Origin of the sequence: Arthrobacter sp. LAR12-1-1.1 (assembly GCF_040676555.1) — a bacterium.
Lineage (GTDB): Bacteria > Actinomycetota > Actinomycetes > Actinomycetales > Micrococcaceae > Arthrobacter.
The window spans coordinates 1-24588 of record NZ_JBEGIG010000018.1 but is presented as its reverse complement, the minus strand read 5'-3'; the positions used below and the strand labels follow the sequence as shown (position 1 = coordinate 24588).

General features: G+C 68.3%; 24 protein-coding genes and 1 tRNA gene. 11 read left to right on the top strand and 14 right to left on the bottom strand.

The genetic code is table 11. The features are described from left to right. Window positions 1-97: 97 nt before the first annotated feature. From MRBLAR12_RS12350 to MRBLAR12_RS12340, 3 genes are all read left to right on the top strand, one after another. Window positions 98-406 carry a DUF1508 domain-containing protein gene (locus MRBLAR12_RS12350; protein WP_229995193.1) on the top strand — a complete coding sequence of 103 codons (309 nt, stop codon included), beginning with the start codon at window positions 98-100 and terminating at the stop codon, window positions 404-406. 58 nt (window positions 407-464) lie between these two features. Then, window positions 465-782, top strand: coding sequence for a hypothetical protein (locus MRBLAR12_RS12345; protein ID WP_364746383.1), 318 nt, complete (start codon window positions 465-467; stop codon window positions 780-782). Between the two features lie 150 nt (window positions 783-932). After that, the gene (locus MRBLAR12_RS12340; RefSeq protein ID WP_229995195.1) at window positions 933-1694 is read left to right on the top strand and encodes an SDR family oxidoreductase; all 762 of its coding nucleotides are present in this window, start codon (window positions 933-935) and stop codon (window positions 1692-1694) included. A gap of 47 nt (window positions 1695-1741) precedes the next feature. Here the strand turns inward: MRBLAR12_RS12340 and MRBLAR12_RS12335 are convergent, their stop codons facing one another. The 3 genes from MRBLAR12_RS12335 to MRBLAR12_RS12325 are packed head-to-tail and all read right to left on the bottom strand — an operon-like array spanning window position 1742 to window position 4790. Further along, a complete protein-coding gene (locus MRBLAR12_RS12335; RefSeq protein WP_229995196.1) occupies window positions 1742-2131 on the bottom strand; it encodes a sterol carrier family protein in 390 nt (129 codons plus the stop codon). Window positions 2132-2147: 16 nt separating this feature from the next. Continuing rightward, entirely contained in the window at window positions 2148-3164 is a 1017-nt protein-coding gene (locus MRBLAR12_RS12330) for an asparaginase (protein ID WP_229995197.1), read from the bottom strand. Between the two features lie 36 nt (window positions 3165-3200). Next, window positions 3201-4790, bottom strand: coding sequence for a molybdopterin-dependent oxidoreductase (locus MRBLAR12_RS12325; protein WP_364746378.1), 1590 nt, complete (start codon window positions 4788-4790; stop codon window positions 3201-3203). A 418-nt stretch (window positions 4791-5208) separates the two neighbouring features. Here MRBLAR12_RS12325 and purD point away from each other — a divergent pair, with 418 nt between their 5' ends. Together purD and MRBLAR12_RS12315 are read left to right on the top strand one after the other, a co-directional pair. Next, window positions 5209-6519, top strand: coding sequence for a phosphoribosylamine--glycine ligase (gene purD / locus MRBLAR12_RS12320; protein ID WP_229995211.1), 1311 nt, complete (start codon window positions 5209-5211; stop codon window positions 6517-6519). A 62-nt stretch (window positions 6520-6581) separates the two neighbouring features. Continuing rightward, entirely contained in the window at window positions 6582-7493 is a 912-nt protein-coding gene (locus tag MRBLAR12_RS12315; RefSeq protein WP_364746400.1) for a phosphoribosylaminoimidazolesuccinocarboxamide synthase, read from the top strand. A 16-nt stretch (window positions 7494-7509) separates the two neighbouring features. Here MRBLAR12_RS12315 and MRBLAR12_RS12310 read toward each other — a convergent pair whose 3' ends face one another. Further along, window positions 7510-8775, bottom strand: coding sequence for a helix-turn-helix domain-containing protein (locus MRBLAR12_RS12310; RefSeq protein ID WP_229995199.1), 1266 nt, complete (start codon window positions 8773-8775; stop codon window positions 7510-7512). Between the two features lie 130 nt (window positions 8776-8905). On the opposite strand from MRBLAR12_RS12310, the gene MRBLAR12_RS12305 reads away from it, so the two are divergent. Then, window positions 8906-9124, top strand: a complete 219-nt coding sequence (locus MRBLAR12_RS12305) for a hypothetical protein (protein ID WP_229995200.1) — start codon at window positions 8906-8908, stop codon at window positions 9122-9124. A gap of 156 nt (window positions 9125-9280) precedes the next feature. On the opposite strand, the gene MRBLAR12_RS12300 is transcribed toward MRBLAR12_RS12305, so the two are convergent. From MRBLAR12_RS12300 to MRBLAR12_RS12280, 5 genes are all read right to left on the bottom strand, one after another. Then, a tRNA-Pro gene (locus tag MRBLAR12_RS12300) sits at window positions 9281-9357 on the bottom strand. Between the two features lie 141 nt (window positions 9358-9498). Beyond that, the gene (locus MRBLAR12_RS12295) at window positions 9499-11424 is read right to left on the bottom strand and encodes an ABC transporter ATP-binding protein (protein WP_364746375.1); all 1926 of its coding nucleotides are present in this window, start codon (window positions 11422-11424) and stop codon (window positions 9499-9501) included. Beyond that, window positions 11421-13244, bottom strand: coding sequence for an ABC transporter ATP-binding protein (locus tag MRBLAR12_RS12290; RefSeq protein ID WP_364746372.1), 1824 nt, complete (start codon window positions 13242-13244; stop codon window positions 11421-11423). The genes MRBLAR12_RS12295 and MRBLAR12_RS12290 overlap by 4 nt, the downstream gene beginning before the upstream one ends. Window positions 13245-13704: 460 nt before the next feature. After that, a complete protein-coding gene (locus MRBLAR12_RS12285) occupies window positions 13705-14652 on the bottom strand; it encodes a metallophosphoesterase (RefSeq protein ID WP_364746369.1) in 948 nt (315 codons plus the stop codon). A gap of 3 nt (window positions 14653-14655) precedes the next feature. Beyond that, window positions 14656-16926, bottom strand: coding sequence for a transglycosylase domain-containing protein (locus MRBLAR12_RS12280; RefSeq protein ID WP_229995204.1), 2271 nt, complete (start codon window positions 16924-16926; stop codon window positions 14656-14658). Window positions 16927-16963: 37 nt separating this feature from the next. Here MRBLAR12_RS12280 and MRBLAR12_RS12275 point away from each other — a divergent pair, with 37 nt between their 5' ends. Genes MRBLAR12_RS12275 through MRBLAR12_RS12265 form a run of 3 tightly spaced genes read left to right on the top strand, consistent with a single transcriptional unit; the run spans window position 16964 to window position 18640 of the window. Next, the gene (locus MRBLAR12_RS12275; protein ID WP_009359196.1) at window positions 16964-17119 is read left to right on the top strand and encodes a DUF4177 domain-containing protein; all 156 of its coding nucleotides are present in this window, start codon (window positions 16964-16966) and stop codon (window positions 17117-17119) included. A gap of 2 nt (window positions 17120-17121) precedes the next feature. Further along, window positions 17122-17712: a RidA family protein gene (locus MRBLAR12_RS12270; RefSeq protein WP_229995205.1), complete on the top strand. Its 591-nt coding sequence runs from the start codon at window positions 17122-17124 to the stop codon at window positions 17710-17712. A gap of 16 nt (window positions 17713-17728) precedes the next feature. Then, entirely contained in the window at window positions 17729-18640 is a 912-nt protein-coding gene (locus MRBLAR12_RS12265) for an NUDIX hydrolase (protein WP_229995206.1), read from the top strand. A 248-nt stretch (window positions 18641-18888) separates the two neighbouring features. Here the strand turns inward: MRBLAR12_RS12265 and MRBLAR12_RS12260 are convergent, their stop codons facing one another. Further along, a complete protein-coding gene (locus MRBLAR12_RS12260; protein WP_011693220.1) occupies window positions 18889-19566 on the bottom strand; it encodes a Crp/Fnr family transcriptional regulator in 678 nt (225 codons plus the stop codon). Window positions 19567-19781: 215 nt separating this feature from the next. On the opposite strand from MRBLAR12_RS12260, the gene MRBLAR12_RS12255 reads away from it, so the two are divergent. Next, entirely contained in the window at window positions 19782-20966 is a 1185-nt protein-coding gene (locus MRBLAR12_RS12255) for a MarP family serine protease (protein ID WP_364746365.1), read from the top strand. 47 nt (window positions 20967-21013) lie between these two features. Here MRBLAR12_RS12255 and MRBLAR12_RS12250 read toward each other — a convergent pair whose 3' ends face one another. Together MRBLAR12_RS12250 and aroQ are read right to left on the bottom strand one after the other, a co-directional pair. Continuing rightward, window positions 21014-22144 carry a DUF2332 domain-containing protein gene (locus MRBLAR12_RS12250; RefSeq protein ID WP_364746362.1) on the bottom strand — a complete coding sequence of 377 codons (1131 nt, stop codon included), beginning with the start codon at window positions 22142-22144 and terminating at the stop codon, window positions 21014-21016. Window positions 22145-22146: 2 nt separating this feature from the next. Continuing rightward, on the bottom strand, window positions 22147-22620 hold the full coding sequence (aroQ, locus tag MRBLAR12_RS12245; protein ID WP_229995209.1) for a type II 3-dehydroquinate dehydratase: 474 nt from the start codon (window positions 22618-22620) through the stop codon (window positions 22147-22149). 187 nt (window positions 22621-22807) lie between these two features. Here aroQ and MRBLAR12_RS12240 point away from each other — a divergent pair, with 187 nt between their 5' ends. Further along, window positions 22808-23785 carry an SMP-30/gluconolactonase/LRE family protein gene (locus MRBLAR12_RS12240; protein ID WP_364746359.1) on the top strand — a complete coding sequence of 326 codons (978 nt, stop codon included), beginning with the start codon at window positions 22808-22810 and terminating at the stop codon, window positions 23783-23785. Window positions 23786-23814: 29 nt separating this feature from the next. On the opposite strand, the gene MRBLAR12_RS12235 is transcribed toward MRBLAR12_RS12240, so the two are convergent. Both MRBLAR12_RS12235 and MRBLAR12_RS12230 read right to left on the bottom strand, forming a co-directional pair. Then, a complete protein-coding gene (locus MRBLAR12_RS12235; protein ID WP_364746357.1) occupies window positions 23815-24219 on the bottom strand; it encodes an SRPBCC family protein in 405 nt (134 codons plus the stop codon). A gap of 1 nt (window position 24220) precedes the next feature. Beyond that, a partial coding sequence (locus tag MRBLAR12_RS12230; protein ID WP_414645507.1) for an AMP-binding enzyme occupies window positions 24221-24588 on the bottom strand: 368 nt, incomplete at its 5' end.

Here is a 24588-nt window from a genome sequence, read left to right as displayed (position 1 = left end):
GGGGGAACGGCAGGACCTTCAGCACTTTCCCTCCACCGTTAAGTAAGTACACTTACTAACATCCCGGCGGGGGATACGAGGGAACGAGGAGTGTGCAATGGCGGGGTATTTTGAGCTCGTGGACGCGCCCGACGGCGGCTACCGCATTCGGATGATGGACGGGGCAGGACAACTGATGGCGGTCTCAGTGACGTTTCCCACCAAGAAAGCGGCCGTTGCCGGCGTCGCCCAGGCGAGGGAGATCGCCGGAACCGGCCTGATCAGGGACCGCAGCGCCGATGGACGGGCCGCGGTGCCCGGCTCGTCCGCCCGGGTGATCAGGGGGCGGCGCGGCGGTGCCGGGCGATCAAACTCCGCAATTGGGGGCTCGTTGGCGGCGGGAAAGAGGGCGCAGGCCCGCCACTGACCTCCGGGCGGCCGTTGGCCCTGCCGGGATTCCTGCGCCGAGCGGTTACAGTATGGCCATGGATCCGCGGGGGAATCGGATTTCCGGCCGTGCCCGGAAGAATCTGCTCGGCCGTGTGGCCGTGCCGCTCGCTGCCGCGGCCATGCTGCTCGCCGGGCTGGTCTTCCTCGCCCAGCCGGTGCCGCAGGAGGACTTTGGCTGGTTCGCGTATGCTCCGCTGGCCACCGGACCCGTCGTGCCGCAGGGGCTTATGTTCATGGGCGCCAGCGCCTGGACCGGGTCCGCGCTGATCGGCGTCGGGCTGCTGGTACTCGCGTTCTGGTCCGGCTACCGGACGGGCCGGCAGACCCGGGACCGCGGCGAGGACTCCCGCTAGGGCGGCCCGCCCCGAAATGTCCGCCCACAGCCTCCCGAGATGACCCACCGAGATGACAGTTCGCGGCGGTCCGGGCGCGAAACACTGCCGTGAAGTGCCATCTCGGCGGTACGCTGGCCGGGCAGCCGCGTAACCGTCGAGGAGGACCCCATGAGCCAGCACCACACCCCCGGAAGGGTCGCCGTCGTCACCGGAGCCGGTTCCGGCATCGGCCGTGCGGTGGCCCGCCTCATGCTGGCCGAGGGCTACCGGGTGGTCCTGGCGGGGCGGCGGGAGGAGCCGCTCCGCGAGACCGCGGCCGGCCACCGCCAGGCGCTCGCGGTCCCGTGCGATGTCACCGTCCCCGACGACGTCGAGCGGCTCTTCGCCGCGGCGCTGGGGCAGTGGGAACGGGTGGACGTGCTCTTCAACAACGCCGGCGTGTTCGGCCCCGCCGCCTCAGTGGACGAGATCACCATGGAGGACTGGGACGCGACCGTGGCCGTGAACCTCACAGGATCCCTCCTCTGCGCCGCGGCCGCCGTCCGGGCCATGAAGGCCCAGTCGCCCCAGGGCGGACGGATCATCAACAACGGTTCGATCGCGGCGCATTCACCCCGGCCCCGGACGGTGGCCTACACGGTGACCAAGCATGCGATCACGGGGCTGACCAAAAGCATTGACCTGGACGGGCGGGAGTTCGGCATCACCTGCGGACAAATCGACATCGGCAATGCCGCAACGGATCTCATGGAGGAGATCGGCGTCGGCTCCGGGGCGGTCCAGGCAGACGGCAGCCTGCGGGCCGAGCCGACATTTGCGGTGCAGGACGCCGCCCGGGCCGTGCTGCTGATGGCCGGGATGCCGGCGTCGGCCAACGTGGGATCCCTCGTGGTCACGGCTGCGGGCATGCCGTTCATCGGCCGCGGCTGAGGTCCTGGCCGCTTGAGGACCGGCTTGTGGGAGGTTAGGAGGCCGGGTTAGAGCGGCAGCAGGGCGGACAGGTCCGCTCGCAGTCCCGAGGCCGCAACATGGCCGGCCGCGACGGCGTCTGCCCAGCTCAATCGCCCGCTGACCATCGCCAGCCAGGTGGCGGCGTCGCACTCGATGACGTTCGGCGGGGTGCCGCGCGTGTGCCGCGGGCCCTCCACGCACTGCGTGACGCCGAACGGAGGGACCCGCACCTCCACGGAGTTGCCGGGCGCCCGCGCGCTGACTTCCTCCAGCGAGTAGCGCACCGCCGTCGCGATGGTGCTGCGCGGGACGGCGCTGGTTCCTTCGGGGCCGGGTGCCGCGGGATTGGCGTCCTGCCATGCGGCAAGTGCCGCGCGGCCCTCGTCCACGGCGATTCGACGGCGCGATACAGCCACTTTCCTGCCTCCAGCCCTAGTCCAGCAGAGCCGCGACGGCCCGCCCGAGCCGGATTTTGCCTACCGGGCGTCCCCCGCCCAGGACGGGGTCCACCACCTTGTCCAGGACGCTGGACACTTCAGGGATTTCGACGGCACCGGAGGCCGCGAGGAGCGTCAGCCCCACCAGGGTGGTGGCACGGATGTTGCCGTCGAGCATCTTGATGGCAACCGAGACGCCCTGGCGGGTGGCCATGACCAGCACCCCCTCGGCGCCGATCTTGGCGAGGATGCCGAGTTCGTCCATCACGATCGTGTTGGCCTGCCCGCGCCCCTGGACGGCCCACGGGTAGTCCAGCATGGACGTGGCAATCGTGGCGGCCCGTGCGTTCGAGTTCTTGTCGCCCGGAGCCTTGGCCAGCTTCGAGTAGGCCCGGGCCAGGCCGATCAGGGAGACGGCGGCAACCGGTGCGCCGCAGCCGTCGATGCCCAGGTGGGTGATGTGTTCGCCGCAGTACTCCTCGATCACGGAGCGGATGCGCTGCTGCAGCGGGTGGTTGGGTTCGAGGTAGCTGTTCTTGTCCCAGCCGTTCTCCGTGCACGCCCAAAGGAACGCAGCGTGCTTGCCCGAGCAGTTGAACGCAAGCCTGGACTTGCCGCGCTCGGTCTGGACGAGCCAGTTCCGGGCGGTCTCATCCTGGGGCCAGTCGGCCGGGCACTGCAGTTGGTCTTCCTTGGCCCCGGCCGCCTTGAGCATGCCCTCGACCACATCCATGTGGTCCAGGGACCCGACGTGGCTGCCGCACGCGATGGCCACCTGGGCACCCCGCAGGGGCACTCCGGACTGCATCGATGCGAGGGCCTGCAACGGTTTGAGCGTGGACCGGGCAAAAATGGGCGCGTTAATATCGCCGAGCTCGATCACTACAGTTCCATCCGCGGCAAGCACAACAGCCGAGCCGATGTGGCGGGACTCCACGAAGCCGCTGCGTTCGATGACTGCCAGTTCGACGGCGGAGTCGACTGTGAAGGTTGCATGCGGGTTCAAAGCCATGCAGCAAGTCTATGGTGCCCTGTGCTGATACCCCGGTTATTCCACGGTCACCATGACTGACTGCCAGCCGGAGGCGCCGTCCGGGACCGGATCCGCCCGCTTGTCCGTCTGGACCTCGCCGGTGCCGTCCGTGGCGCGGACCTTGATGTAGTGCGGGCCCGGCGTGGCGTCCCATTCGAAGGACCACTGCCGCCAGGTGATGAGGGAGGCCTCGTCGGAGAGCACTGCCTCGGTCCAGGGGCCGCTGTCGATCTGCACCTCGACCTTCGTGATCCCGCGGGTCTGGGCCCACGCGGTACCGCCGAGTGCGACCTTTCCGGCGGGGACCTTGGCGAAGGACTTGGGCACCTCGACGCGCGCCATGGTCTTGATCGGGCCGCGTTCGGACCAGCCGCGCTGGGTCCAGTACGCCTTGCTGTCGGCGAACCGGGTCACCTCGAGGTCCACCACCCACTTCGTGGCGGAGACGAAGCCGTACAGCCCGGGAACCACCATCCGTACCGGGTAGCCGTGTTCGAGCGGGAGGGCCTCGCCGTTCATGCCGATCGCCAGCATGGCGTCGCGGTCGTCCTGGAGGACTTCCAGGGGCGTGGAGGCGCTGAAACCGTCAATCGAGGTGGAGAGCACCATGTCCGCGCCCTGCTTGGGGCGGGCCAGCTTCAGGGCGTCTCGGATGGGCATGCCCAGCCATTTGGCGTTGCCGGCCAGGTTGCCGCCGACCGGGTTGGACACGCAGGTCAGCGACACATGGGATTCGATCAGCTGGGCGTCGAGCAGATCCTGGAACGTGAGCCGGACCTCCTGTTCCACAAGGCCGTGGATGCGCAGTTCCCAGTCCTGGGCGTTGATCTCCGGCACACTGAGGGCCGTGTCGATCCGGTAGAAGTCCTTGTTCGGGGTCAGCCACGGCGTGACGCCAGCCACCTTGGACTGGACACCGGCCGGGACGGCGGCGGCGGCCTTGGCCGGTGCGGGCAGCTTCAGCGATTCGCGGGCCGCGGCCACGTTGCTGCGGGCCGCGCTCAGCAGGCGCCCGCCGGTGGCAGCAACGGCCGAGGCGGCCGCGGTGATGCCGGCGGCGGCGAAGAATGCGCGCCGCGTGGTCGCCGGGCGCTCGGGTTCCTTCGCGGCGACGTCGGCCGCACGGTCCGGCCATGCCTGCATCCGCCACAGCCTGGTGATCAGGAGACGAAGCACCACCAGACCCGCCACGGTGCCGATCAGGGAGGGAATCGCGTCGACCGGTTTGACGCTTGCCCGGGTCACCACACTGCCGACGATCACGGCGCCCATCAGCACCACACCGGCCACACCCAGGGCCCACTTCCGGTACGCCACGATGCCGAGTACGCACGCGAGGAGCAGGATCGTGACCGCCATCCCGACGAACAGCGCGGCCTTGTCGTTGGTGCCGAACGTGGCAATGGCAAAGTCCTTCATCCACGGCGGCGTGAAGTCGATGAACGTGGAGCCCAGCGCAATGAGGGGCGTGGCCCGCGCGGTGAAGAACGCGCCGATCAGTTCCGCGACGGACAGGACGACGGCGGCGGCGGCCACACCGGCCACCGCGGCTAGGGCTGTGGCGCCGCGGGACCGCTTGTTGGGCTTCATGCTGGGCTTGTTCATACAGGCCATTCGTAGCCGCGCGGCGGGCGGATTGTCTGGCGAGTGGACATACTCCTGGGCCCCAGGGGGACATGCCCAGTGCTGGTTTCCAGGCCTGGACATGGTGGCATTGTGTCCATTGGCCGAGGCCTGGACTGGGCATGTCCCGCGGATTGTCCGGCGCCCCGGGCTTGCCCCGCTGCGGACTCAGAGCCACTCTCATGCCTGGTGCTTGGGTATGTTCCGCGGCCCAGGGGGCATGTCCAGTGCTGGTTCCAGGCATGGACATGGTGGCATTGTGTCCATTGGCCGGGGCCTGGACTGGGCATGTCCCGCGGATTGGCCGGCGCCCGGGCGTGCCGCGCCGCGAAGATTGAGCATGTCCAGCGGCCGACACAGCTTAGGAGCCTGCGGGGTGCACCACGTACCCTTGGAGACTGTGAAGGTACTTGTCATCGGCCCCGGCGGCCGCGAACACGCCATTGTCCGATCCTTGCTTGCCGACCCCAACGTTTCCGAGGTCCACGCGGCCCCGGGCAACGCCGGCATCAGCGCGCTGGTCCCCACATATGCGATCGACGCGAACAATCCCGACGCCGTCGCCGCGCTGGCCGTCAGGCTCACCGTGGATTTGGTGGTGGTCGGCCCGGAGGCGCCCCTCGCCGCCGGTGTGTCCGACGCCGTCCGCGCCGCCGGCATCCCCGTCTTCGGCCCCAGCAAGGCCGCGGCCCAGCTCGAGGCGTCCAAGGCCTTCGCCAAGGAAGTCATGGCCGAGGCCGGCGTGCCCACGGCCATGGCCCGGGTGGCCGGCACCGCCGAGGAAGCCGCCGACGCGCTCGACACGTTCGGCGCCCCCTACGTCGTCAAGGACGACGGGCTCGCCGCCGGCAAGGGCGTCGTCGTCACCAACAACCGCGTCGAGGCTCTCGCGCACGCCCAGAGCTGCTTCGACGCCGGCGGCACCGTGGTGATCGAGGAGTTCCTCGACGGGCCCGAGGTCTCCGTCTTCGTCCTCTGCGACGGCACCAACACCGTGGCCCTGTCTCCGGCGCAGGACTTCAAGCGCATCTTCGATAACGACGAAGGCCCCAACACCGGCGGCATGGGCGCCTACACGCCCCTGGAATGGGCCCCCGAAGGCCTCGTCCAGGAAGTGATCGACCGCGTCGCCCAGCCCACGATCAACCAGATGGCCCACCGTGGCACGCCGTTCGTCGGCGTCCTCTTCGTCGGCCTCGCCCTGACCTCGCGCGGCACGCGGGTCATCGAATTCAACGTCCGGTTCGGCGACCCCGAAACCCAGGCCGTCCTCGCCCGGCTCAAGACGCCCCTCGGCGGGCTGCTGATGGCCGCTGCCAAGGGCGAACTGGACAAGGTCCAGCCGCTGCGCTGGTCCAAGGACACGGCGGTCGCCGTCGTCGTGGCCGCCGAAAACTACCCGGACACCCCGCGGACGGGCGACCGCATCAGGGGCCTGAAAAAGGTCGACGCCCTGGACGGCGTCCACGTGATCCATGCCGGTACCAAGCTCGACGGCGAAGGCAAGGTCGTGTCCGCCGGCGGCCGCGTCCTGGCCGTCGTGGCGCTGGGTACGGACCTCGTGGAGGCCCGGGAACGGGCGTACGACGGCGTCGAACTCGTCCAGCTGGACGGCAGCCAGTTCCGCACCGACATCGGCGGCAAGGCCGCCCGCGGTCAAATCCGCGTCGCGGCACCGGGAACTCCGGCGGCGTCGAAAGCGAAGGCGTGAACGTGACAGAACCCGCAACCCCGACGCCCGGCACCCAGCCCGAGACCCAGCCCAAGGGCGGACTGGACACCGCCACGCTGGACCTGCCCGGCTGGCAGCACGTCTACTCCGGGAAAGTCCGCGACCTCTACGCCCCCGCGGACCCGGCCTTCACCGAACGTTTCGGCCAGGACTGCGTCCTGGTGGTGGCCAGCGACCGCATCAGCGCCTATGACCACGTCCTGGCCAGCGAGATCCCGGACAAGGGCCGCATCCTGACCCAGCTGAGCCTGTGGTGGTTCGAACAGCTCGGCGTCGCCCACCACGTCCTCGCGTCCACGGTCGACGGCGGTGTTCCCGCCGCCGTCGAGGGCCGGGCGATGATCTGCAAGAAACTGGACATGTTCCCGGTCGAATGCATCGCGCGCGGCTACCTCACCGGCTCCGGGCTCCTGGAGTACCGCGAGTCGGGCACCGTGTGCGCCATCCCGCTGCCCGCCGGCCTTGTGGACGGATCGCGGCTGCAGGAAGCCATCTTCACACCCTCGGCGAAGGCCGAGGTGGGCGAGCACGACGAGAACATCACCTACGACGCCGTCGTGGGCCTGGTCGGTGCGGACGTGGCGGCGAATTTGAGCCGGCTGACCCTGGAGATCTACACCAAGGCCGAGGAAATCGCGCGCGGCCGCGGCATCATCCTGGCTGACACCAAGGTGGAATTCGGCCTCGACGCCGCCACCGGCGTCATCACCCTGGGCGATGAGGTGCTGACCCCGGATTCCTCACGCTTCTGGGATGCGGCCACGTACCAGCCCGGGCAGGCCCAGCCGTCCTACGACAAGCAGTATGTGCGCGACTGGCTGACCTCGGCCGAATCGGGCTGGGACAAGGCCTCCGACACGCCCCCGCCCGTCCTTCCGGCCGACGTCGTGGCGCGCACGCGCAGCCGCTATGTGGAGGCCTACGAGAAGCTCACCGGCCGGACGTTCGCCTAGCCCGTCCGGGCCGGGGCTACGCTTCCGCGGAAGCGGCCTCGGCCCGCCGCTGGGCCAGCTTGATCTCGAGCACGGCGTCCAGGGCCTGCTGGACCCGGTCCGAGGCGCCTGCCGCGCTGAACTCCTTCTGGGCTTCCTCGAGGTACACCAGGGCCTCCGCGGATTCCCCGGCGGCCTTGAGGGCCTTGCCCAGCAGCAGGGAGACCTCGCCTGCGGTGTGCCGGGCCAGCGCCTCCCGCTCGGCGTGGATCTCGCGCAGCTTCTGGACGGCGGCCACGATGTCGCCGGTGAGGTAGAGCCAGCGGGCGCGGATGAAGGCGACTTCGAGCTGGTCCGTCTTGTTGCCGCCGACAATCGAGAGGGCCAGTTCGGCGCGCTCGATTGACGACAGCGTCTCGGGTTCGACGATTCCCGAGGAGAGGCGGACGGCGGCGGAGGCCTTGTTGAACCGGGCCCACAGGTCGATGTCATTGGCCGGGGACAGCAGCCGGCCGGCCCGCTCGTGGTATTTGATCCCCTCGGGGTAGTCGTGGCGCATGAAGGCCACGTTGCCGATCACCCAGGCCACCTCGCCGGCGAGCTGGGACATTGAGTGGTCGTCCATCTGGTCGTTCATGGCCTGGCAGTACTCCCAGGCCTCATCGAGCCGGCCGCTCTCGGCCAGGGCGCCGATAAGGGCGCGGAGGGCGCCGATGATCATGGTGGAGCCCTTGGGCAGCTGGGCGCAGAGCCGCACCGCTTCCTGCGCATGCTCGACGGCGGCGGTCAGCTGTCCCTGCCCCTGCGAGGCTGCGGCGAGCATCTGTTGGGCCCGGACGCCGAGCCCGGCCGACTCCGCGGCCATCGGGTGCTCCAGCAGATTCTGGACCACGTCCTTGCACTCCTGCCAGAGGCCCTGCTTGATCAGGCACTCGGCCTGCATATAGGTCATGTTCCACCACGCGCTGGTGTTCTTGGCCTCCAGGGCGATCTTGGCGGCGGCGGCGGCGTGGGTGGCGGCCACGGGGTAGTCCCGGAGGTCCCAGGCCTGCCGGGCATACAGTCCCGCGAGCACGTATTCGGCGTCGCTGACGGAAACCGGCTGGCTCCAGGCCTCGAGCGCCTTGGGCGCCAGTTCGAGCCGGCGGGCAAGCTCTTCGATGACATCGGCAGTCGGCTCGCGGCGTCCGGTTTCCAGCAGAGAGATGTAGCTGGGGGAGTACAGGTCACGGCCCAGCTCCGCCTGCGTCAGGCCCCGTTCGAGCCGTTCCGCGCGGAGCTTCTCCCCAAATCCGTTCCCCACGGATACCTCCTAATTCCGGACATTCTTTGTACTAAATGCTTGACAGTCTCTGTGGAAACCATTTTACAATGTGTGTCAACAAGGGTAGTGCTGACTTGGTTAAGGACCCCAACCCATATTGAGGAAACCTATGTTGAAGAAGATTGCAGCCGGCGCCGTCTTGGCGGGCGCACTGGCATTCTCCGCCGCGGCCCCGGCCGTGCTGTCCGCTGCTTCACTTACCGATGTCTCAGACGTTGCCGCCGTCGGCAACTGGCCCGACCCCATGCGCGCCGCCCAGGCGGTGGGCAACTGGCCCGACCCCATGACCCACTCGCTGAACGTCGGCAACTGGCCCGATCCGATGTAACAGCCCCGATCTAGCCGTGCAGCCCCGGGAGATTTCTCCCGGGGCTGTGTCGTGTCCGGGCAACGTCCGCGCCGGGAGGATGCTGGTGCGGGAGGCAAAAAATAGTGCGGGAAACGCAAAAGAGGACCCTCCGCGTGGAGGGCCCTCTTTTGTCCGTGGTCGGGATGACAGGATTTGAACCTGCGACCTCGTCGTCCCGAACGACGCGCGCTACCAAGCTGCGCCACATCCCGATCCGCTGCTTCAAAAGCAACTTCACAAGAGTATCCGATCAAGGCCCCGGATGTGAAATCGGGCCTGAGGACGACGGCGACGGGACGACGTGGCCTGGCCGCCGTTCCGTCCCGGGTGCGCCCCGGGACGGCAGGAGCTGTTCAGACCAGCGAGTCTTTCCAGGCGCCGTGGAGCCGGGCGAAAGCGCCGCCGTCGCCGATCAGCTGCGCCGGGGTGCCGTCTTCGACGACGCGTCCGTCATGCACCACCAGGACCCGGTCCGCCGTCTCCACGGTGGAGAGCCGGTGGGCAATGATCAGCGCTGTCCGCCCGGCGCCGGGGGCAGCGTCCGGGCCGGAGTCCGCGTCTGCGGCGGGCTGGCCGCCGGTCTCAGACGGTCCGGCCTCCCGTGTCCCGGTATCCCGTGTCCCAGCCTCCCGTGTCCCGCGCAGAAGCCCCGCGAGGCCCTGCTGGACCATGCGCTCCGACGGGATGTCCAGCGAGGACGTTGCCTCGTCCAGGATCAGGACGGCCGGGCGGGCCAAAAAAGCCCGGGCGAAGCTGATCAGCTGGCGCTGTCCGGCGGAGACGCGGCCGCCGCGCTTGTTGACGTCGGTGTCGTAGCCGTCCGGAAGGTCCATGATGAAGGCGTGCGCCCCCACTGCCCGGGCCGCGTCCTCGATCTCCTCGCGCGAGGCTTCGGGCCGGCCCAGGGCGATGTTGTCCGCCACGGACCCGCTGAACAGGAAGGCCTCCTGGGTGACCATGACGACGTGCCGGCGCAGGTCCTCGGTGGTGAGCTGGCGCAAGTCCACGCCGTCGAGGGTCACGGACCCGGCGGAGACGTCGTAGAAGCGGGCAATCAGCTTCGCGAGGGTGGACTTGCCGGCGCCCGTCTGCCCGACCAGCGCGACCGTCTGGCCGGCGGGGATGTGCAGGTCCAGCCGCGGGATGACGACCGGGCCGTCGCCGTAACGGAATTCGACGCCGTCGAAGTCGATACTGCCCCGCGCATGGTCCAGGGCAACGGGTGTCTTCGGCGGCCGCACGGTGGGGACCTCCTCGAGCAGGCCCGAGACCTTTTCCAGGGCCGCCTGGGCGCTCTGGAACGAGTTATAGAACATCGCCATCTGGTCCACCGGCTGGAAGAAACGCTTGGTGGACAGGATCAGGGCCAGGAGCACACCGACCTCGAGGTCGCCGCTGAGGACCCGGAAGCCGCCCGTGAGCAGAACGAGGGCCACGCAGACGTTCCCGATCAGCACCAGCCCGGGCTGGAAGATGCCGTTGAGGTTGATGGAGCGGACGGTCGCGCGCCGGTAGTCCTCCGACAGTTCGGCGTAGCGCGCGGCATTCTCGCGTTCCTTCCGGAACGCCTTCACGGCCCGGATGCCCGTCATGGTCTCCACGAAGTGCACGATCAGCCGGGCGGAGACCACCCGGGATTCGCGGAAGGCGATCTGTGAGTGCTTCTGGTACCAGCGGGCCAGGAAAAACATCGGCACACCGGCGGCCAGCACCAGCACCCCGCTGCGCCAGTCCAGGGCGAACACCGTCACGGCCGTAAACGCCATGAACAGCATCCCCGAGGCCAGCGAGCTCACGCCGGAATCCAGGAGTTCGCGCAGGGCCTCCAGGTCCGAGGTCTGCCGGGCGATGATGCGGCCGGAGGTGTATTTCTCGTGGAATTCCAGGCTCAGCCGCTGCGTGTGGCGGAAGACCCGGACGCGGAGGTCCAGCAGCATCGCCTGGCTGAGCCGCGCCGTCGAGGTCACGTACAGGGCCGTCAGGCCGGCCGCCACGACGGCCGCGGCGAGGTAGGCGACGCCGGCGAAGACCAGGGGAAGGTTGTCGCCGGCGCGCACGGCCGGCAGCGCGTGGTCGATCCCGAAGGCTATCAGCGCCGGCCCGGCCACGCGGGCGGCCTGGGACAGGACGACGGCGCCGATGGTCAGCCAGAAACGGGCCCGGACGGGGCGGATCAGGGAGCCCAGAAGGGTCAGGGAGCGCCGCCGTACGGCCTTGCTCTCGTTCCGGCTGAGGTGCGCGTTGTCCTCATTGGCGGTACCGAACGTTGCGCTGCTCATCGGGAAATCTCCTCGGACTGGTCCTCGAGGGCGGACAATTCTGAATCCAGGTCCCGCGGTTCCGCGTCCAGGCTGGCGATCACGTAGCGGTAGTGGCTGTTTTTGGCGAGCAGTTCCGTGTGGGTTCCGACGGCGGCGATCCGGCCGTCCTCGAGCAGGGCCACCCGGTCGGCCAGCGCCACGGTGGAGGGCCGGTGGGCCACGATCAGCGTGGTGGTGTCCGCGAGGACCTGGCGGAGCCTTGCCTCGACGAGCACCTCGGTGTTCACATCCAGTGCCGAGAGCGGGTCGTCCAGGACCAGCACGGCAGGTTTCGCGGCAATGGCGCGGGCCAGGGCAATGCGCTGGCGCTGGCCGCCGGAGAGGCTGAGGCCCTCCTCGCCGATCAGGGTGTCCACCCCGTGCGGCAGCGAATAGGCGAAGTGGGCCTGGGCGACGTCGAGGGCTTCCTCCAGGGCCGCGTCGCGGCCTTCCGCCGACCCGGCGTCGGGCGCGCCGAGCAGGACGTTGTCCCGGACGGAGCTGGAGAACAAGGTGGTGTCTTCGAACGCGACCGCCACCGCGGTGCGCAGGTCCTCCACGCCGAACTCCCGCAGGTCCACGCCGTCGATGGTGATGGAGCCGCCGGTGACGTCGTAGAGGCGGGGGACCAGCTGGAGCAGGGCGCTCTTGCCGCTGCCGGTGATGCCCACGAGGGCCATGGTTTCGCCGGGCCGGATGTCCAGGGTGATGTTCTTGAGGATCGGCTTGTCCGGGGCGTCCTCGAACGCGAACGAGGCGTTGCGGAAGCTGAGGGCACCCTTGAGCCCGGCCGGCCGGCGGGGCTGGTCCGGGCTGGTGATCGTGTTTTGCGCGTCCATGACTTCGAAGTGCCGGTCCACCGCGGACTTCGCGGTGAGGGCCATCGCCAGCAGCATGCCGCAGAACTCGACCGGTGCGGCGACCACTGCGGCGGTGGCGAAGAAGGCCACGAGGGACCCGATGGAGAGCTGGTCCGTGGAGGCCAGCAGGATGCCGACGACGAGGCCGGCGCCGAGGGCGAGTTCGGGCAGGAGGGTCACCACCAGGCTGAAGGTTGCCAGGTGTTTGGCCTTGGCGATCTCCGTCTGCCGGAGTTCCTCGGCCTGTTCGTTGAAGTTCTCCAGCGCTTCGCGGCTGCGGCCGAACGCCTTCAGGACCCGGATGCCGTGGACGGATTCCTCGACCGTCGTGGCGAGGTCCCCGGCCTGGTCCTGGCTGCGGCGCGCCACCTTGCTGAACCGGGTGCGGAAGCGGAACCCGTAGATCATGATCGGCACGGCGGCGGCCAGGAAGATCAGGGCCAGCTGCCAGCTCATGGAGAACATCACCGCGACGCCGATCACCACGGTAAGCGTGGTGACCACCAGCATGATGGCGCCGAAGGCCATCCAGCGGCGCAGGAAGTTCAGGTCCGTCATGGCCCGGGAGAGCAGCTGCCCGGAGCCCCAGCGGTCATGGAAAGAGACCGTGAGGTCCTGAAGGTGCCCGTAGAGGGAGACCCGCATCCGGGTCTCGACGGTGGTGGCCGGATTGATGACGAACTGCCGGCGCAGGGCCACGAGGCCGGCCTCGGCGATGCCCAGGACGAGGATGAGGAGCGAGGCGCCCCAGACGGCGTCCGGGCTGCCGCCCGGCTGCAGGGACTCGTTGACCAGCACGCGCAGCACCTGCGGGATGGCCAGCGCCATGACACTGGCCAGCAGTGCGCAGAGCAGGCCCATGACCAGCCGGGGCAGGATGGGCCTGACGTGCGGGTAGAGACGGCTGATGGAGGTAAAGAATGAACTCTGCTTGGCCATGCCTGCTTCTTAAGACGCCCGTGCATAGATAGCACCGTTGAATGTAGTTTCCTGTAGCAACTACCCTAGGCCATCAAGTGACCGGATTCACACGTTGTTCAGCGCTCCCAGCATCTCGCCCAGTCATTACGATCCGCAATGGGGTCCGGGCGGCGCGCTGACCGCGGGACATGTCCAGTCTTGGCCGGGGACCCCGTGGGACATGTCCAGTCTTAGGTGCAGCCCCCGTGGGACATGTCCAGTCTTGGGCGCAGCGGGTGGGCATCGTGGGTCCATGCCCAACGCTCGCGGTCTGGGGAGGGCATGTCCCGCGGGCGGCGGCGCGGGCGGAGGGCATGTCCACCCGTCAGGCCGTGAGGCCGTGCTGGGGCGCGAGGGGAGGGCATGTCCACCCGTCAGGCCGTGAGGCCGTCCTGGGGCGGGGTGCATGTCCACCCGTGAGGCCGGAAGGCGGGCAGGCTTAGGCGCGGGAGGTCAGCGTGAGCAGGACGGCTTCGGGCCGGCAGGCTATGCGGACCGGGGCGAAGCGGGAGGTGCCGATGCCCCCCGAGACGTTCACCGGCGTCGTACTGCCGTTGCTTTCCCAGGTGTGCAGTCCCCGGGCCCGCCAGGTGGGAAGGTCGCAGTTGGTGACCAGTGCCCCGTATCCCGGGACGCAGATCTGTCCACCGTGGGTATGGCCGGCCAGGAGGAGGTCGGCGCCAGCCTCGGTGAAGTGGTCGAGGACCCGCTGGTAGGGAGCGTGCGCCACGGCGATGCGCAGGTGCGGGTCGGCGTCCCGGCCCTTGGTGCCGCGCGGCCAGCCCGCATACCGTTCCAGGCGCAGGTGGGGATCGTCGACGCCGGAAAAATCGAAGCGGATGCCCTTCAGCACGACGGACTGGCAGCGGTTGGTCAGTTCCACCCAGCCTGACATGCCGAATTCGGAGCGCAGCCGGGGCCAGTCGAGCTTCTCAGGGTCTTTGCGCTGGGCCGAGGGGCCGCGCAAATATGAGGCGGGGTTCTTGACTCGCGGGCCGAAGTAGTCGTTCGAGCCGGGGACAAACACTCCGGGGAACTCCAACAGGGGACGCAGGGCCGCCACGAGGGGGTCAACGCCCTTGGCATGGCTGAGGTTGTCGCCCGTATTCACCACGAGGTCCGGCCTCAACTCCGCCAGGGACGACAGCCACCGCGCCTTCCGGTGCTGGCCCGGCACGAAGTGGATGTCGGAGAGATGCAGGACCCGGAACGGGCCGAAACCCGCAGGCAGTATGGGGAGGGTTTCCTCCCTGAGCACGAACTGGTTCTTCTCCCACAGCCCGTAGCCTGCAGCGGCCGCCCCGGCCGCCGTCCCGATCGCAGCGGTCACGGCAAAGCCGCGTCCGATGCTTCGGACGCGGCTTGCCAGATCATTCCCCCGGGTCATCGGCTACTTCCTGCTGGACTTTGTCGGTGACGGCTTCGGGTCGGCGGACGGTTCCGTGGCCGGCTCGGTGCTTTGCTCCGTCGGGGTGGACGTCCGCGGCGGCGCTTCCGGGGCCGGCGCGTTCAGCAGGTTCGACGGCGGGGCCGGGAACGGATCGGTGCCGTAGGCCGGCGCGACCTGGGCCATGTAGTTCGAGAACTGCGGTCCGGCGATCATGTAACCGTCGATCCCCTTGTAGAACTTGCCGTTGATCGTGACGTTCTGGCCGGCGCGCTGCTGGTTGCCCAGGGGATCGCCAAACCACGTGGCCGTCGCCAGGCCCTTGGTGTAGCCCGCCACCCACGTGGAGCTGTTGGTGTCGTTGGTTCCGGTCTTCGCGGCGATGGGGAAGGTGGTCCGGGTCGAAATCCGGGGCTGGATCAGCGAGCCCGAGCCGCGGTTGAGCACTTCCTGCATGGCGTACGCGACGCCGTGGGCCACCTCGGGCTTGATCGCGTCCCTGCAGTTCGGTGTTTGGGCCGGCAGCTGGGCACCGGTTGCGTCCGTCACCGAATCAATGGCGATCGGCTCGCAGTACTTGCCGTCGTTGGCGAAGGTGGCGAACGCGCTGGCCATGGTCAGCGGCGCCGTCTGGGTGGACCCGATGAGGTTGCCGAGAGTGGTCATTGGCACTTGGGGGTTGGGGTTGTCCGCGCTCGGCAGGCCGCCGTGGATGCCGACGGCATCGACGATCTTCTGGATACCGCAGAGGTCCACCTGGGCCGCAGTGGCGAAAGTGATCGTGTTGATGGAGTTGGCCAGGCCGTCAACGACCGACATGTACTTGTAGTAGCCCTCCTCCGCGTTCTGCAGGTCATGGGTGCCGTTCGTCGCGTCATACCAGCCGACGGTCGGTGCCGGGCAGGTGTTCCGCCACGGGAAGTTCTGGGTATACCGGCGCACGGCGCCGTTGAGCTGCGTGCTCATCGACTTGCCCTCATTGAGCCACTCCGCAAACGTGAAGGGCTTCATGGTGGAGCCGGGCTGGAAGCCGCCGAGGCCATTGAGGTCGTTGCCCTTGGCGTCCTGGCTGTCCACGTTGAAGTTCTGGGTCTGGTCGAACTTGCCCTCGGCCGGGAACCAGACGGTGTTCTGGGCCATGGAGATGATCTTGCCGGAGCCCGGCTGCACGGACACTAGCGAGGCGCCCCACTTGTCAGGGTTCGCGCCGGCTGAAGCGTCAACCTGACCCTGGGCCACGGCCTGGGCGTTCGGGTCCAGCGTGGTCTTGATGGTCAGGCCGCCGCGGAAGATCTTGCGCTCACGCTCGGCGGCGTCGGCACCGTAGGCCGGGTTGTTCAGGAGCAGGTGGAGCACATAGTCGCAGAAATACGGCGCCGTCTGCGAATAGGCACAGCCCTGGCGGGGCTGGGTGACCTTGGTTTCCACCGGCGTTGCGACCGCTGCGTCGTAGTCGGCCTGCTTGATCTTGCCCTGGGTCAGCATTGCGCTGAGCACGAGGTCGCGACGGACCTTGGCGTTCTCCGGATTAGTGATCGGGTCGTAGTACGAGGGGCTGTTCACGACGCCTGCCAGCAGTGCCGCCTGCGCAAGGGTCAGGTCCTTGGCCGTGGTGCTGAAGAAGAACTTGGATGCGGCTTCGATGCCATAGGCGTCCCGGTTGAAGAACACGATGTTCAGGTAGCCCTCGAGGATCTGCTCCTTCGTGAACTTCTTCTCCAGCGCGATGGCCAGCTTCATTTCACGGAGCTTGTCCCCGACCCCCTTGTTGACGCCGTTGAGGAGGACCTCGTCGCCCTTGCCTTCGGCCTCCAGCGAGGAGTTGATGACGTTGTTCACGTACTGCTGGGTAATGGTGGACGCGCCCTGCTTGTTGCCGCGGGCGGTGCTCACCAGGGCGCGCAGGATGCCGGTGGTGTCCACGCCGCCGTGCTCGTAGAAGCGGCTGTCCTCGATGGCGATGATCGCGTCCTTGATGTGCGGGGACATCTGGTCCAGCGACACACGGGTGCGGTTTTCCGCGTAGAGGTTGGCGATCACGCTGCCGTCGGAGGCCAGGATCGTGGTCGACTGGCTCGGCGGATCGACCTTCAACTCTGCGGGAAGGGTGTCAAAGAACTGGATCGAACCGCTCGCCGCGCTGCCCGAAACGGCCGCCGCGGGGACCAGGAGACCCGCCACCAGGACGCCACAAATGGCGCTCACGCCCAGGAAAAGAAAGATCTTTCCGAGGGTGGTGGCCGTGTCAAATAAAGGGTTCTTGCCAGTCGCCATGTTTTCCACTTTACCGGCAACGACTAGGCTTTATGTCATGACCAAATGGGAGTACGCCACGATTCCGCTCATTATCCATGCCACGAAGCAGATCCTGGACCAGTGGGGCGAGGACGGCTGGGAGCTCGTCCAGGTTGTTCCGGGCCCTGACGGAAACGGCCTGGTTGCCTACCTGAAGCGGGAGAAGCAGTAGCCATGAACACCCCCTCAGAAGCCTTTCCGGCCACGCCGGCGGGCGCGGAAAACGTCTCCAAGGACAGCGCCTCCGCAGCGGGCCACGCCGGCAGCACGGGCGCGTCGTCCGCCGTCGAACAGCGCCTGGCCGAGCTGGGCCTGACGCTCCCTGACGTCGCGGCCCCGGTCGCGGCGTATGTTCCGGCCGTCATTTCCGGCAACCACGTCTACACCTCCGGGCAGCTGCCGTTCATCAACGGCAAGCTCGAAGCCACCGGCAAGGTCTCCGCCGGCTCAGCCGGCGCCGCCGACGAGTCCACGGTTTCCCCGGAAGACGCGAAGGCCTACGCTGCCGTCTGCGCCGTCAACGCCCTGGCTGCCGTCAAGAGCGTGATCGGCGACCTCGACCGCATCACGCGGATCGTCAAGGTTGTCGGTTTTGTTTCCTCCGACCCTTCCTTTACCGGCCAGCCCGGCGTTATCAACGGCGCCTCGGAGCTGCTGGGCCAGGTCCTCGGCGACGCCGGCCAGCACGCGCGTTCCGCCGTCGGGGTATCCGTCCTGCCGCTCGACTCGCCCGTCGAAGTCGAACTGATCGCCGAATTCGCCTAGAAGGCCGGTCACTTCGTTGCCTCAGTTAGCACGTCGCCTTTTCGTTCTGCCCCCCGATCTCGAGGGAGCAGCCCGCAGCTGGATTGAACACGGTGAGCGGACGCCCCGCGCGCCCCGCCTGGCGTCCTCGGTGATCCTCCTGCGGGACTCGCCCACCGGCCTGGAAACCTGGCTCGGTTACCGGACCGGGTCCTCCCCGCTCGGTGTCCTCGCCTTCCCCGGCGGATCGCTGGAAGCGTCCGACGACGACGCCGTCGGCTGGCTTGGCCCCTCGCCGCAGCACTGGGCCGAGCACATGGGGACGTCCGACGTCGGGCTGGCGCGCCGCCACGTGGTCGGCGCCATCCGGGAACTGTTTGAGGAGACCGGCATCCTGCTGGCCGGCCCCGACCTGTCCACCACGGTGGAACTGACCTCCAGTGCCGACTGGATGCGCGCCCGCGAAGCCGTGGCGGAGCAGGAGAAGTCCTTCACCGACCTGCTCGCCAAGCGCGGACTCTCGCTGCGCACCGACCTGCTCAAGCCCCTGGTGAACTGGCTCAGCCCCGATTTTGCGCACCGCCGGTTCAACACCCGTTACTTCGCGGCCACCGTGCCCGTGAACCAGCAGCCCTCGCTGCTGGCCAGCAAGGGCGTCTGGGGCCGCTGGGTGTGCGTCCGGAAAGTCGTGGGCGAGCGGGACAGCACCGTGCTTGGCGACGAGGTGGATCAGGAGAACACCGTGGGCCGCACCCTGGGCGAACTCCTGGTGCCCGGCTCGGAGATCATGCTCGAGAAGATGGCCAAGGCCAACGGCTGCATCGCCTACCTCAGCTACAAGCGCAAGGCCCACGTCTACCAGCCGAAGCTCGTCGAGGAAGAGGGCAGGCTCATGCTCGAAGTCGAAGCCGCCAAGACGATTGCCGGCGAACCCCAGCGGGAACGCTAGGCCCCTCCGCACCACTGGACATGCCTTTCCCTGGCCCGGTCCAGTGGACATGTCCCTTCTTGCCGTGTGCCGGCCCGGGACATGCCCTTCCCTGGCCCGGTCCAGCGGACATAGTGGCATTATGTCCAGCCCTCGCCACCGGAGCTGGACATGTCCCGCGGACAAGCAGGCGGACGAAGCCCCGGGGAAAACGACAGAAGGCCGGTCCCGTTCCCGGGGCCGGCCTTCGTGGTTGCTGCTGCGGATTCCTAGCGGGAACGCTGGCGCAGGCGCTGCATGTCAAGAATGACGACGGCGCGCGCTTCCAGGCGCAGCCAGCCGCGCTGCACGAATTCAGCGAGGGCCTTGTTGACCGTTTCGCGGGAGGCGCCGACCAGCTGGGCGAGCTCTTCCTGCGTCAGTTCGTGGGCGACCAGGACGCCGTCGGTCGCCGGGCGGCCGAAGCGGTCGGCCAGATCCAGCAGCGCCTTGGCCACACGGCCCGGCACGTCGGAGAAGACGAGGTCGGAGAGGGAGTCGTTGGTGCGGCGCAGGCGGCGGGCCAGGGCCTGCAGCAGCTGGGCCGAAACCTCGGGGCGGGTGCGCAGCAGCGCGTTGAGGCTCTCGTTCTTCAGGCCGGCCAGACGCGTCTCGGACACGGCGGTTGCCGTGGCCGTTCGCGGGCTGGGGTCGAAAAGCGCCATTTCGCCGAAAAGTTCGCCCGGGCCGAGGATGGCCAGCAGTGATTCGCGGCCGTCCGGTGACGTGCGGCCGAGCTTCACCTTGCCGGAGACGATGAAGTAGAGCTGGTCACCCTGATCGCCTTCCCGGAATACCGAGGCACCGCGTGAAAGGTCCACCTCGGTAAGTTCGTCCGTCAGCAGACGGAACGCCTCGTCGTCGAGCGTGGCGAAAAGGGGTGCGCGGCGCAATACCTCGATATCCATGAAATCTCCTGACTAGCTGTGTCGGCTGGGGCGCTTCAGCCATTCTTTCAGAATTTTGGAGCTTCTGTGACGTAGTTGGCACCGAAACGCCCGAAGGGGCCGAAAGCGCACGACTCGGGAAGTCCGCGCAGATCACTGCGCAGGCTAACGCCCGGTCGGCAAACGTTCAGCTTACACCGGTACAATCGTCGCTGAACTGTCTGTGAGGAGCCCCGGTGTTTGGCTTGACCATTTTGGACCTGGCGTTGGTGGTGGCGCTCTTGTCCTATCTGATCCACGGTCTTCGCAACGGCTTCCTTGTGACGCTCGGAGGCATCGCGGGATTCGCGGCCGGCGCCGTCGCCGCCTTCGTGTCCGTTCCCATCGTCAGCGGCCTTGTGGAGGACAGCGGCTGGCGCCTGACGGCAATCGTTGCCACCGCCGTCCTGCTCATGATCGTGGGGAACGGGCTCGGCACCATGATCGGGCGGCAAATCCGCAGCGTGGTCCCGTTCAGCCCCCTCCGCGCGGCGGACCGCCTCGTCGGCGGAGGCGTAAACGTGGTGGTCTCCGCCCTCGTGATGTCGATGCTGGCGTTCAGCATCGGGGCCCTGGGCGTGCCGTTCGTGTCGCAGCAGCTCGCGGAGTCCAAAGTCATCAGGTTCATCGACGGCGTGACGCCGACGCCGGTCAAGGCATCGATGGCCCAGCTTCGCTCCACCGTGATCGGCGAGGGCATCCCCACCTTGCTGGACGGCTTCGGCCAGGGCCAGCCCGTAGCCGTTCCGGACACCAGCACAGACACGCCGGCGCTGAACAAGGCTGCCGCGTCCGTACTCAAGATCGCCGGAACGGCCTACCAGTGCGGCCAGAACCAGACCGGAACCGGCTTCGTGGTCGCCCCCGGGCGGGTAGTGACGAACGCGCACGTGGTCGCCGGGGTCGACGAGCCGGTGGTGGAGACGCCCGGCGGCCGCGCGCTGCCCGGGCGCGTCGTCTACTTTGACTCCCAGCACGACCTCGCCGTTGTGGCGGTGGACGGCCTGCGCTCGGAACCCCTCGCGCTGGCCGCTGACCTGCCGTCCGGCAGCGCCGCGGCCTTCGCCGGCTATCCGCACGGCGGGCCCTTCCAGTCCAAACCGGCCACGGTACAGGACATCGCTACCGTGCTGGTACCCGACATCTATGGCAATAACGCCTCACCCGAGGACGTGTACCGGATCGCCGGCGACGTGCAGCCGGGCAACTCCGGCGGCCCGCTCCTGACCATGGACGGGCAGGTGGCGGGCGTGGTCTTTGCCAAGGCCACCACCGAGTCCTCGCTCGGTTTTGCGATCACCATGGCTGATCTCGGGCCCGTGGCAGCCCAGGCGCCGGGTCTGGGCAGTGCCGTCTCCTCCGGACAGTGCATCAAGAAATAGCCGGACGGCCCGCACAGGCCAGAGCCATACCCAGAGCCACGCGCAGGCTAAAGCCACTCCAGGCTCTGCCCGTGCGGGCCCGTAATGGCCGCCGGCTGGCCGTCCTGCAGCAGCAGGAACCGGCCGCGGAGCCGGGCGTCATCCATTTCCGGGACCACATTGGACCCGTCCGCCTGCGCAGTCACCGTGTGGCCTTCGTTCGAAAGCCAGTGGCAGCCCCGCTCGGCCGCCAGATCCGCCATGGTGCGCCGGAACCGGGAGCGGCCGCCGGCATCCAGGTACCCCATCACGGCGCTGTGGAAAACCACCAGGGCTGCGTCGGCCGGGGCGCGGCCGGCGAGTGCCACGAGCTGTTCGTTGAGGTCGCCGGCCACCAGTAGCGGCGGCCGTTCCTGGGCGATTGCGATCGCCTGGCGCAGCCGTTCGAGCCGGAACTCCTGCTCCGGCCAGATGAGGGCTTCGAGCCAGGCGACGTCGTCCGGGTTGCGCACGTCCAGGGGGTTGAGATCGATCCCGGCACGCCATGCCACCCGGGGAATTTCCGCCGGCAGCGGCACCGGGCCCGAGGTGACGCAGCGCAGGACAGGAAACGTGCCCGGCGTGGCACCGGCCGGAACCAGCCGCGTCGTTCGTGCTTCCGCGGCCTCCGCCGCGCCGGCGTCCGCGGCGCCCGATTCCGCCGCGTCGGCGTCCGCCCGTGCGCCGACAAACTCGTAGCCATAGCGGTCAGGGAACAAAGCCAGCCCGGCCGAGGCGCCCACCTCGATGAGGGCCAACGGGCGGCCCTCCACGGCCGAAATCTGTGCGAGTGACGGCAGCAGGGCGGCGCAGCGTCCGGCCTCGTTCGTCTGCGTGGACCGCGAGAGCACGATTTCCGAAACCTCGGTCCAGCGATCGTCCAGGAAGGTCCGGAACTCGCGGTAGGGGCTGACTTGCGCGCCGAGGAACCGTGCCGCGGCGAGGATCAGCAGCGGCTGCCGCTTGTTGTGCGGCCACTGGTCGATCCGCCGGATCAGCTCGGCGTCCCCGGAGATCCCCACGGCCCACGCGGCGTAGCACGGGGAAGAACCGGGGGCATCGAATGAGCCGAAGTGCCGGTACCACTGCGCCGTAGCCGAATCCGTAGGCGAATCGGCGGCCGAGTCCCCGGACGCCGCCGCGGACTCCGTGGGGGACATGCTCAGTCCTGGTCCGCGTGCAGTCCGGCGAGGTATTCCACCGCGAAGCGGTAGCCCAGGATCCCGGCGCCGGCGATCACGGCCTTGCTGATGTCTGAAAGGTAGGAATGGTGCCGGAAGGCCTCGCGGGCGTGAACATTGGTGATGTGCACCTCGACCGTCGGCAGGGCAACAGCGGAGATGGCGTCCCGGATGGCGACGGACGTGTGCGTGTAGGCGCCGGCGTTGATCACGATTCCTACCGCCTTCCCGCGCGCGGCGTGGATGGCGTCCACCAGGGCACCCTCGTGGTTGGACTGGAAGCACTCCACGTCCAGGCCGTGTGCCGCGCCGGCGTCTTTGGCGAGCTGTTCGACGTCGGCCAGCGTCGCCGTCCCGTATTTCTCCGGCTCGCGGGTGCCGAGCAAGTTCAAATTGGGTCCGTTGAGTACAAGAATGGTGCCGCGGCCTGCGCCGGCGGGGGTGGCTTCAGTCATGTCTGACAATGTATCGCGTAGCGTCGCCGGCTGCCGCCCCGGCGGCGGAAACGGAACGCAGATGACCGCCCGGAAGCGACCGGCCAGCTCTGGCCCGCACCGGCCCGCCTGCTTAAACTGAAAGGACCATCGTGCGGAGCTCCCGTACTGGTCAGTTCGCGCGGTAAGCCCGATCTCGGAGCACATCATGCGCAACATTCATGCAGGAAAACCAATCCGCCGGGCCGCCGTGGGCATCCTCGCCCTTGCGGCGTTCCTCGTGCCGGCGCCTCTGGCCACCGCCGCCCGAGCGGACCGGGATGACCGGACCTCGGTGATCACACTCCCCGGCGCCACCGGTGCTGAAGGCATCGCCGCAGGGGAGGGCGACACGTTTTTCGCCGGCGACCTGCTCAACGGGAACATCTTCCGGGGAGACATTGACAAAGGCAAGGCAAGACTGTTCATCACGGCGCCGGAGGGCCGGGCAGCGGTCGGCATGAAGGTCGACCGGGACAACGACCTGCTCTTCGTCGCCGGCGGCGAAACCGGCCAGGCCTATGTCTATGACCTGGAGACCAAGAAAACCGTGAGAGTCTACGATCTGGCGCCTGCCGGTGCCAGCTTCATCAATGACGTCACCCTGACCCACGACGGCGCGTGGTTCACCAACTCCCGCGCCGGTGAGCTCTACCGGATCCCGATCAGCCGCGACGGGATACCCGGCGACGCCCGCACCCTGGCGCTCGACGCACCCGCCGGCACGGTGGACGAGGGGTTTAACCTCAACGGCATAGCCGCCGCCAAGAATGGCCACCTGCTGATCGTCGCCCACTTCGGCCGCGGCGCCCTTTACAGCGTGGACCCGGACGACGGATCGAACAGGTTGATCGATGTCACGGACTCCTCCGGGGCCCCGGTCACCGTGACGAACGTGGACGGCTTGGTCGTCCGTGGTAACACCCTCTGGGCCGTGCAGAACTTCCTCAACCAGGTCAGCCGGATCGACCTGAAGGGGTCGCTGCGCAGCGGCGAGGTACAGGAAGTGATCACCAGCAAGAACTTCGATGTCCCGACGACGGCGGCGTTGTTCGGCAATACTCTCGCCCTGGTCAACGCGAAATTCGCCACCCCCGCAGCAAGCAGCTTCGAGGTGGTCCTCGTCGCGGCCCGCTCCCGCGGCTGAGGTACCGGGTCAACCGGCGGGACGAGTCCCTATCCTGTTGCGAGGCGCTCGATCCGCCGCAGCGCCAGGGCGCACACCGGAAGGTAGGCCGGCGCCCACCACGGGACCGTGAAGGTGACGAGGCAGCCGCCGTCCTGCGGAATGACCCGGTGGCCGGTTGCCGGGATCCCGGCCACCGACCAGGACCAGTACCGACCGGCCTCAAACGCTGTCACGGTGTACGGCAGCGCCGCACCCAGGACAGTGCGAACTTTGCCGCGGCTGCAGAACGCAAGCCCTCCGGATCCGGGCCGGGCAGCCGGACCGGGCCGGGCCGCGGCCGGCTCGACGCCGGTGATCGACGGCCCCCAGTCCGGCCACCTGGAGGTGTCGGTGAGCAAGGCCCAGACGTCCTCCGTGGACGCGGCGATCCGGCGCGACACGGAGAAAGTCATTTCACTTTCTCAGCGATTGCGCAATCTGGGCCATGACTGTGTTGTCCGCCAGGGTGGTCGCATCGCCGACCTCGCGGCCTTCCGCGACGTCCTTGAGCAGGCGGCGCATGATCTTCCCGGACCGGGTCTTGGGCAGTTCGGGAACCACAAGGATGGTCTTGGGCTTGGCGATCGGACCGATTTCCTTGCCCACATGGTTGCGGAGTTCCTGGACGGTGTCCTCGCCGGAGTCCACGGCATCCCCGCGAAGGATCACGAAGGCGACGACGGCCTGGCCGGTGGTCTCGTCCGCGGCTCCGACGACGGCGGCTTCCGCCACCGCGGGGTGGGACACCAGGGCGGACTCGATTTCGGCGGTGGAGAGCCGGT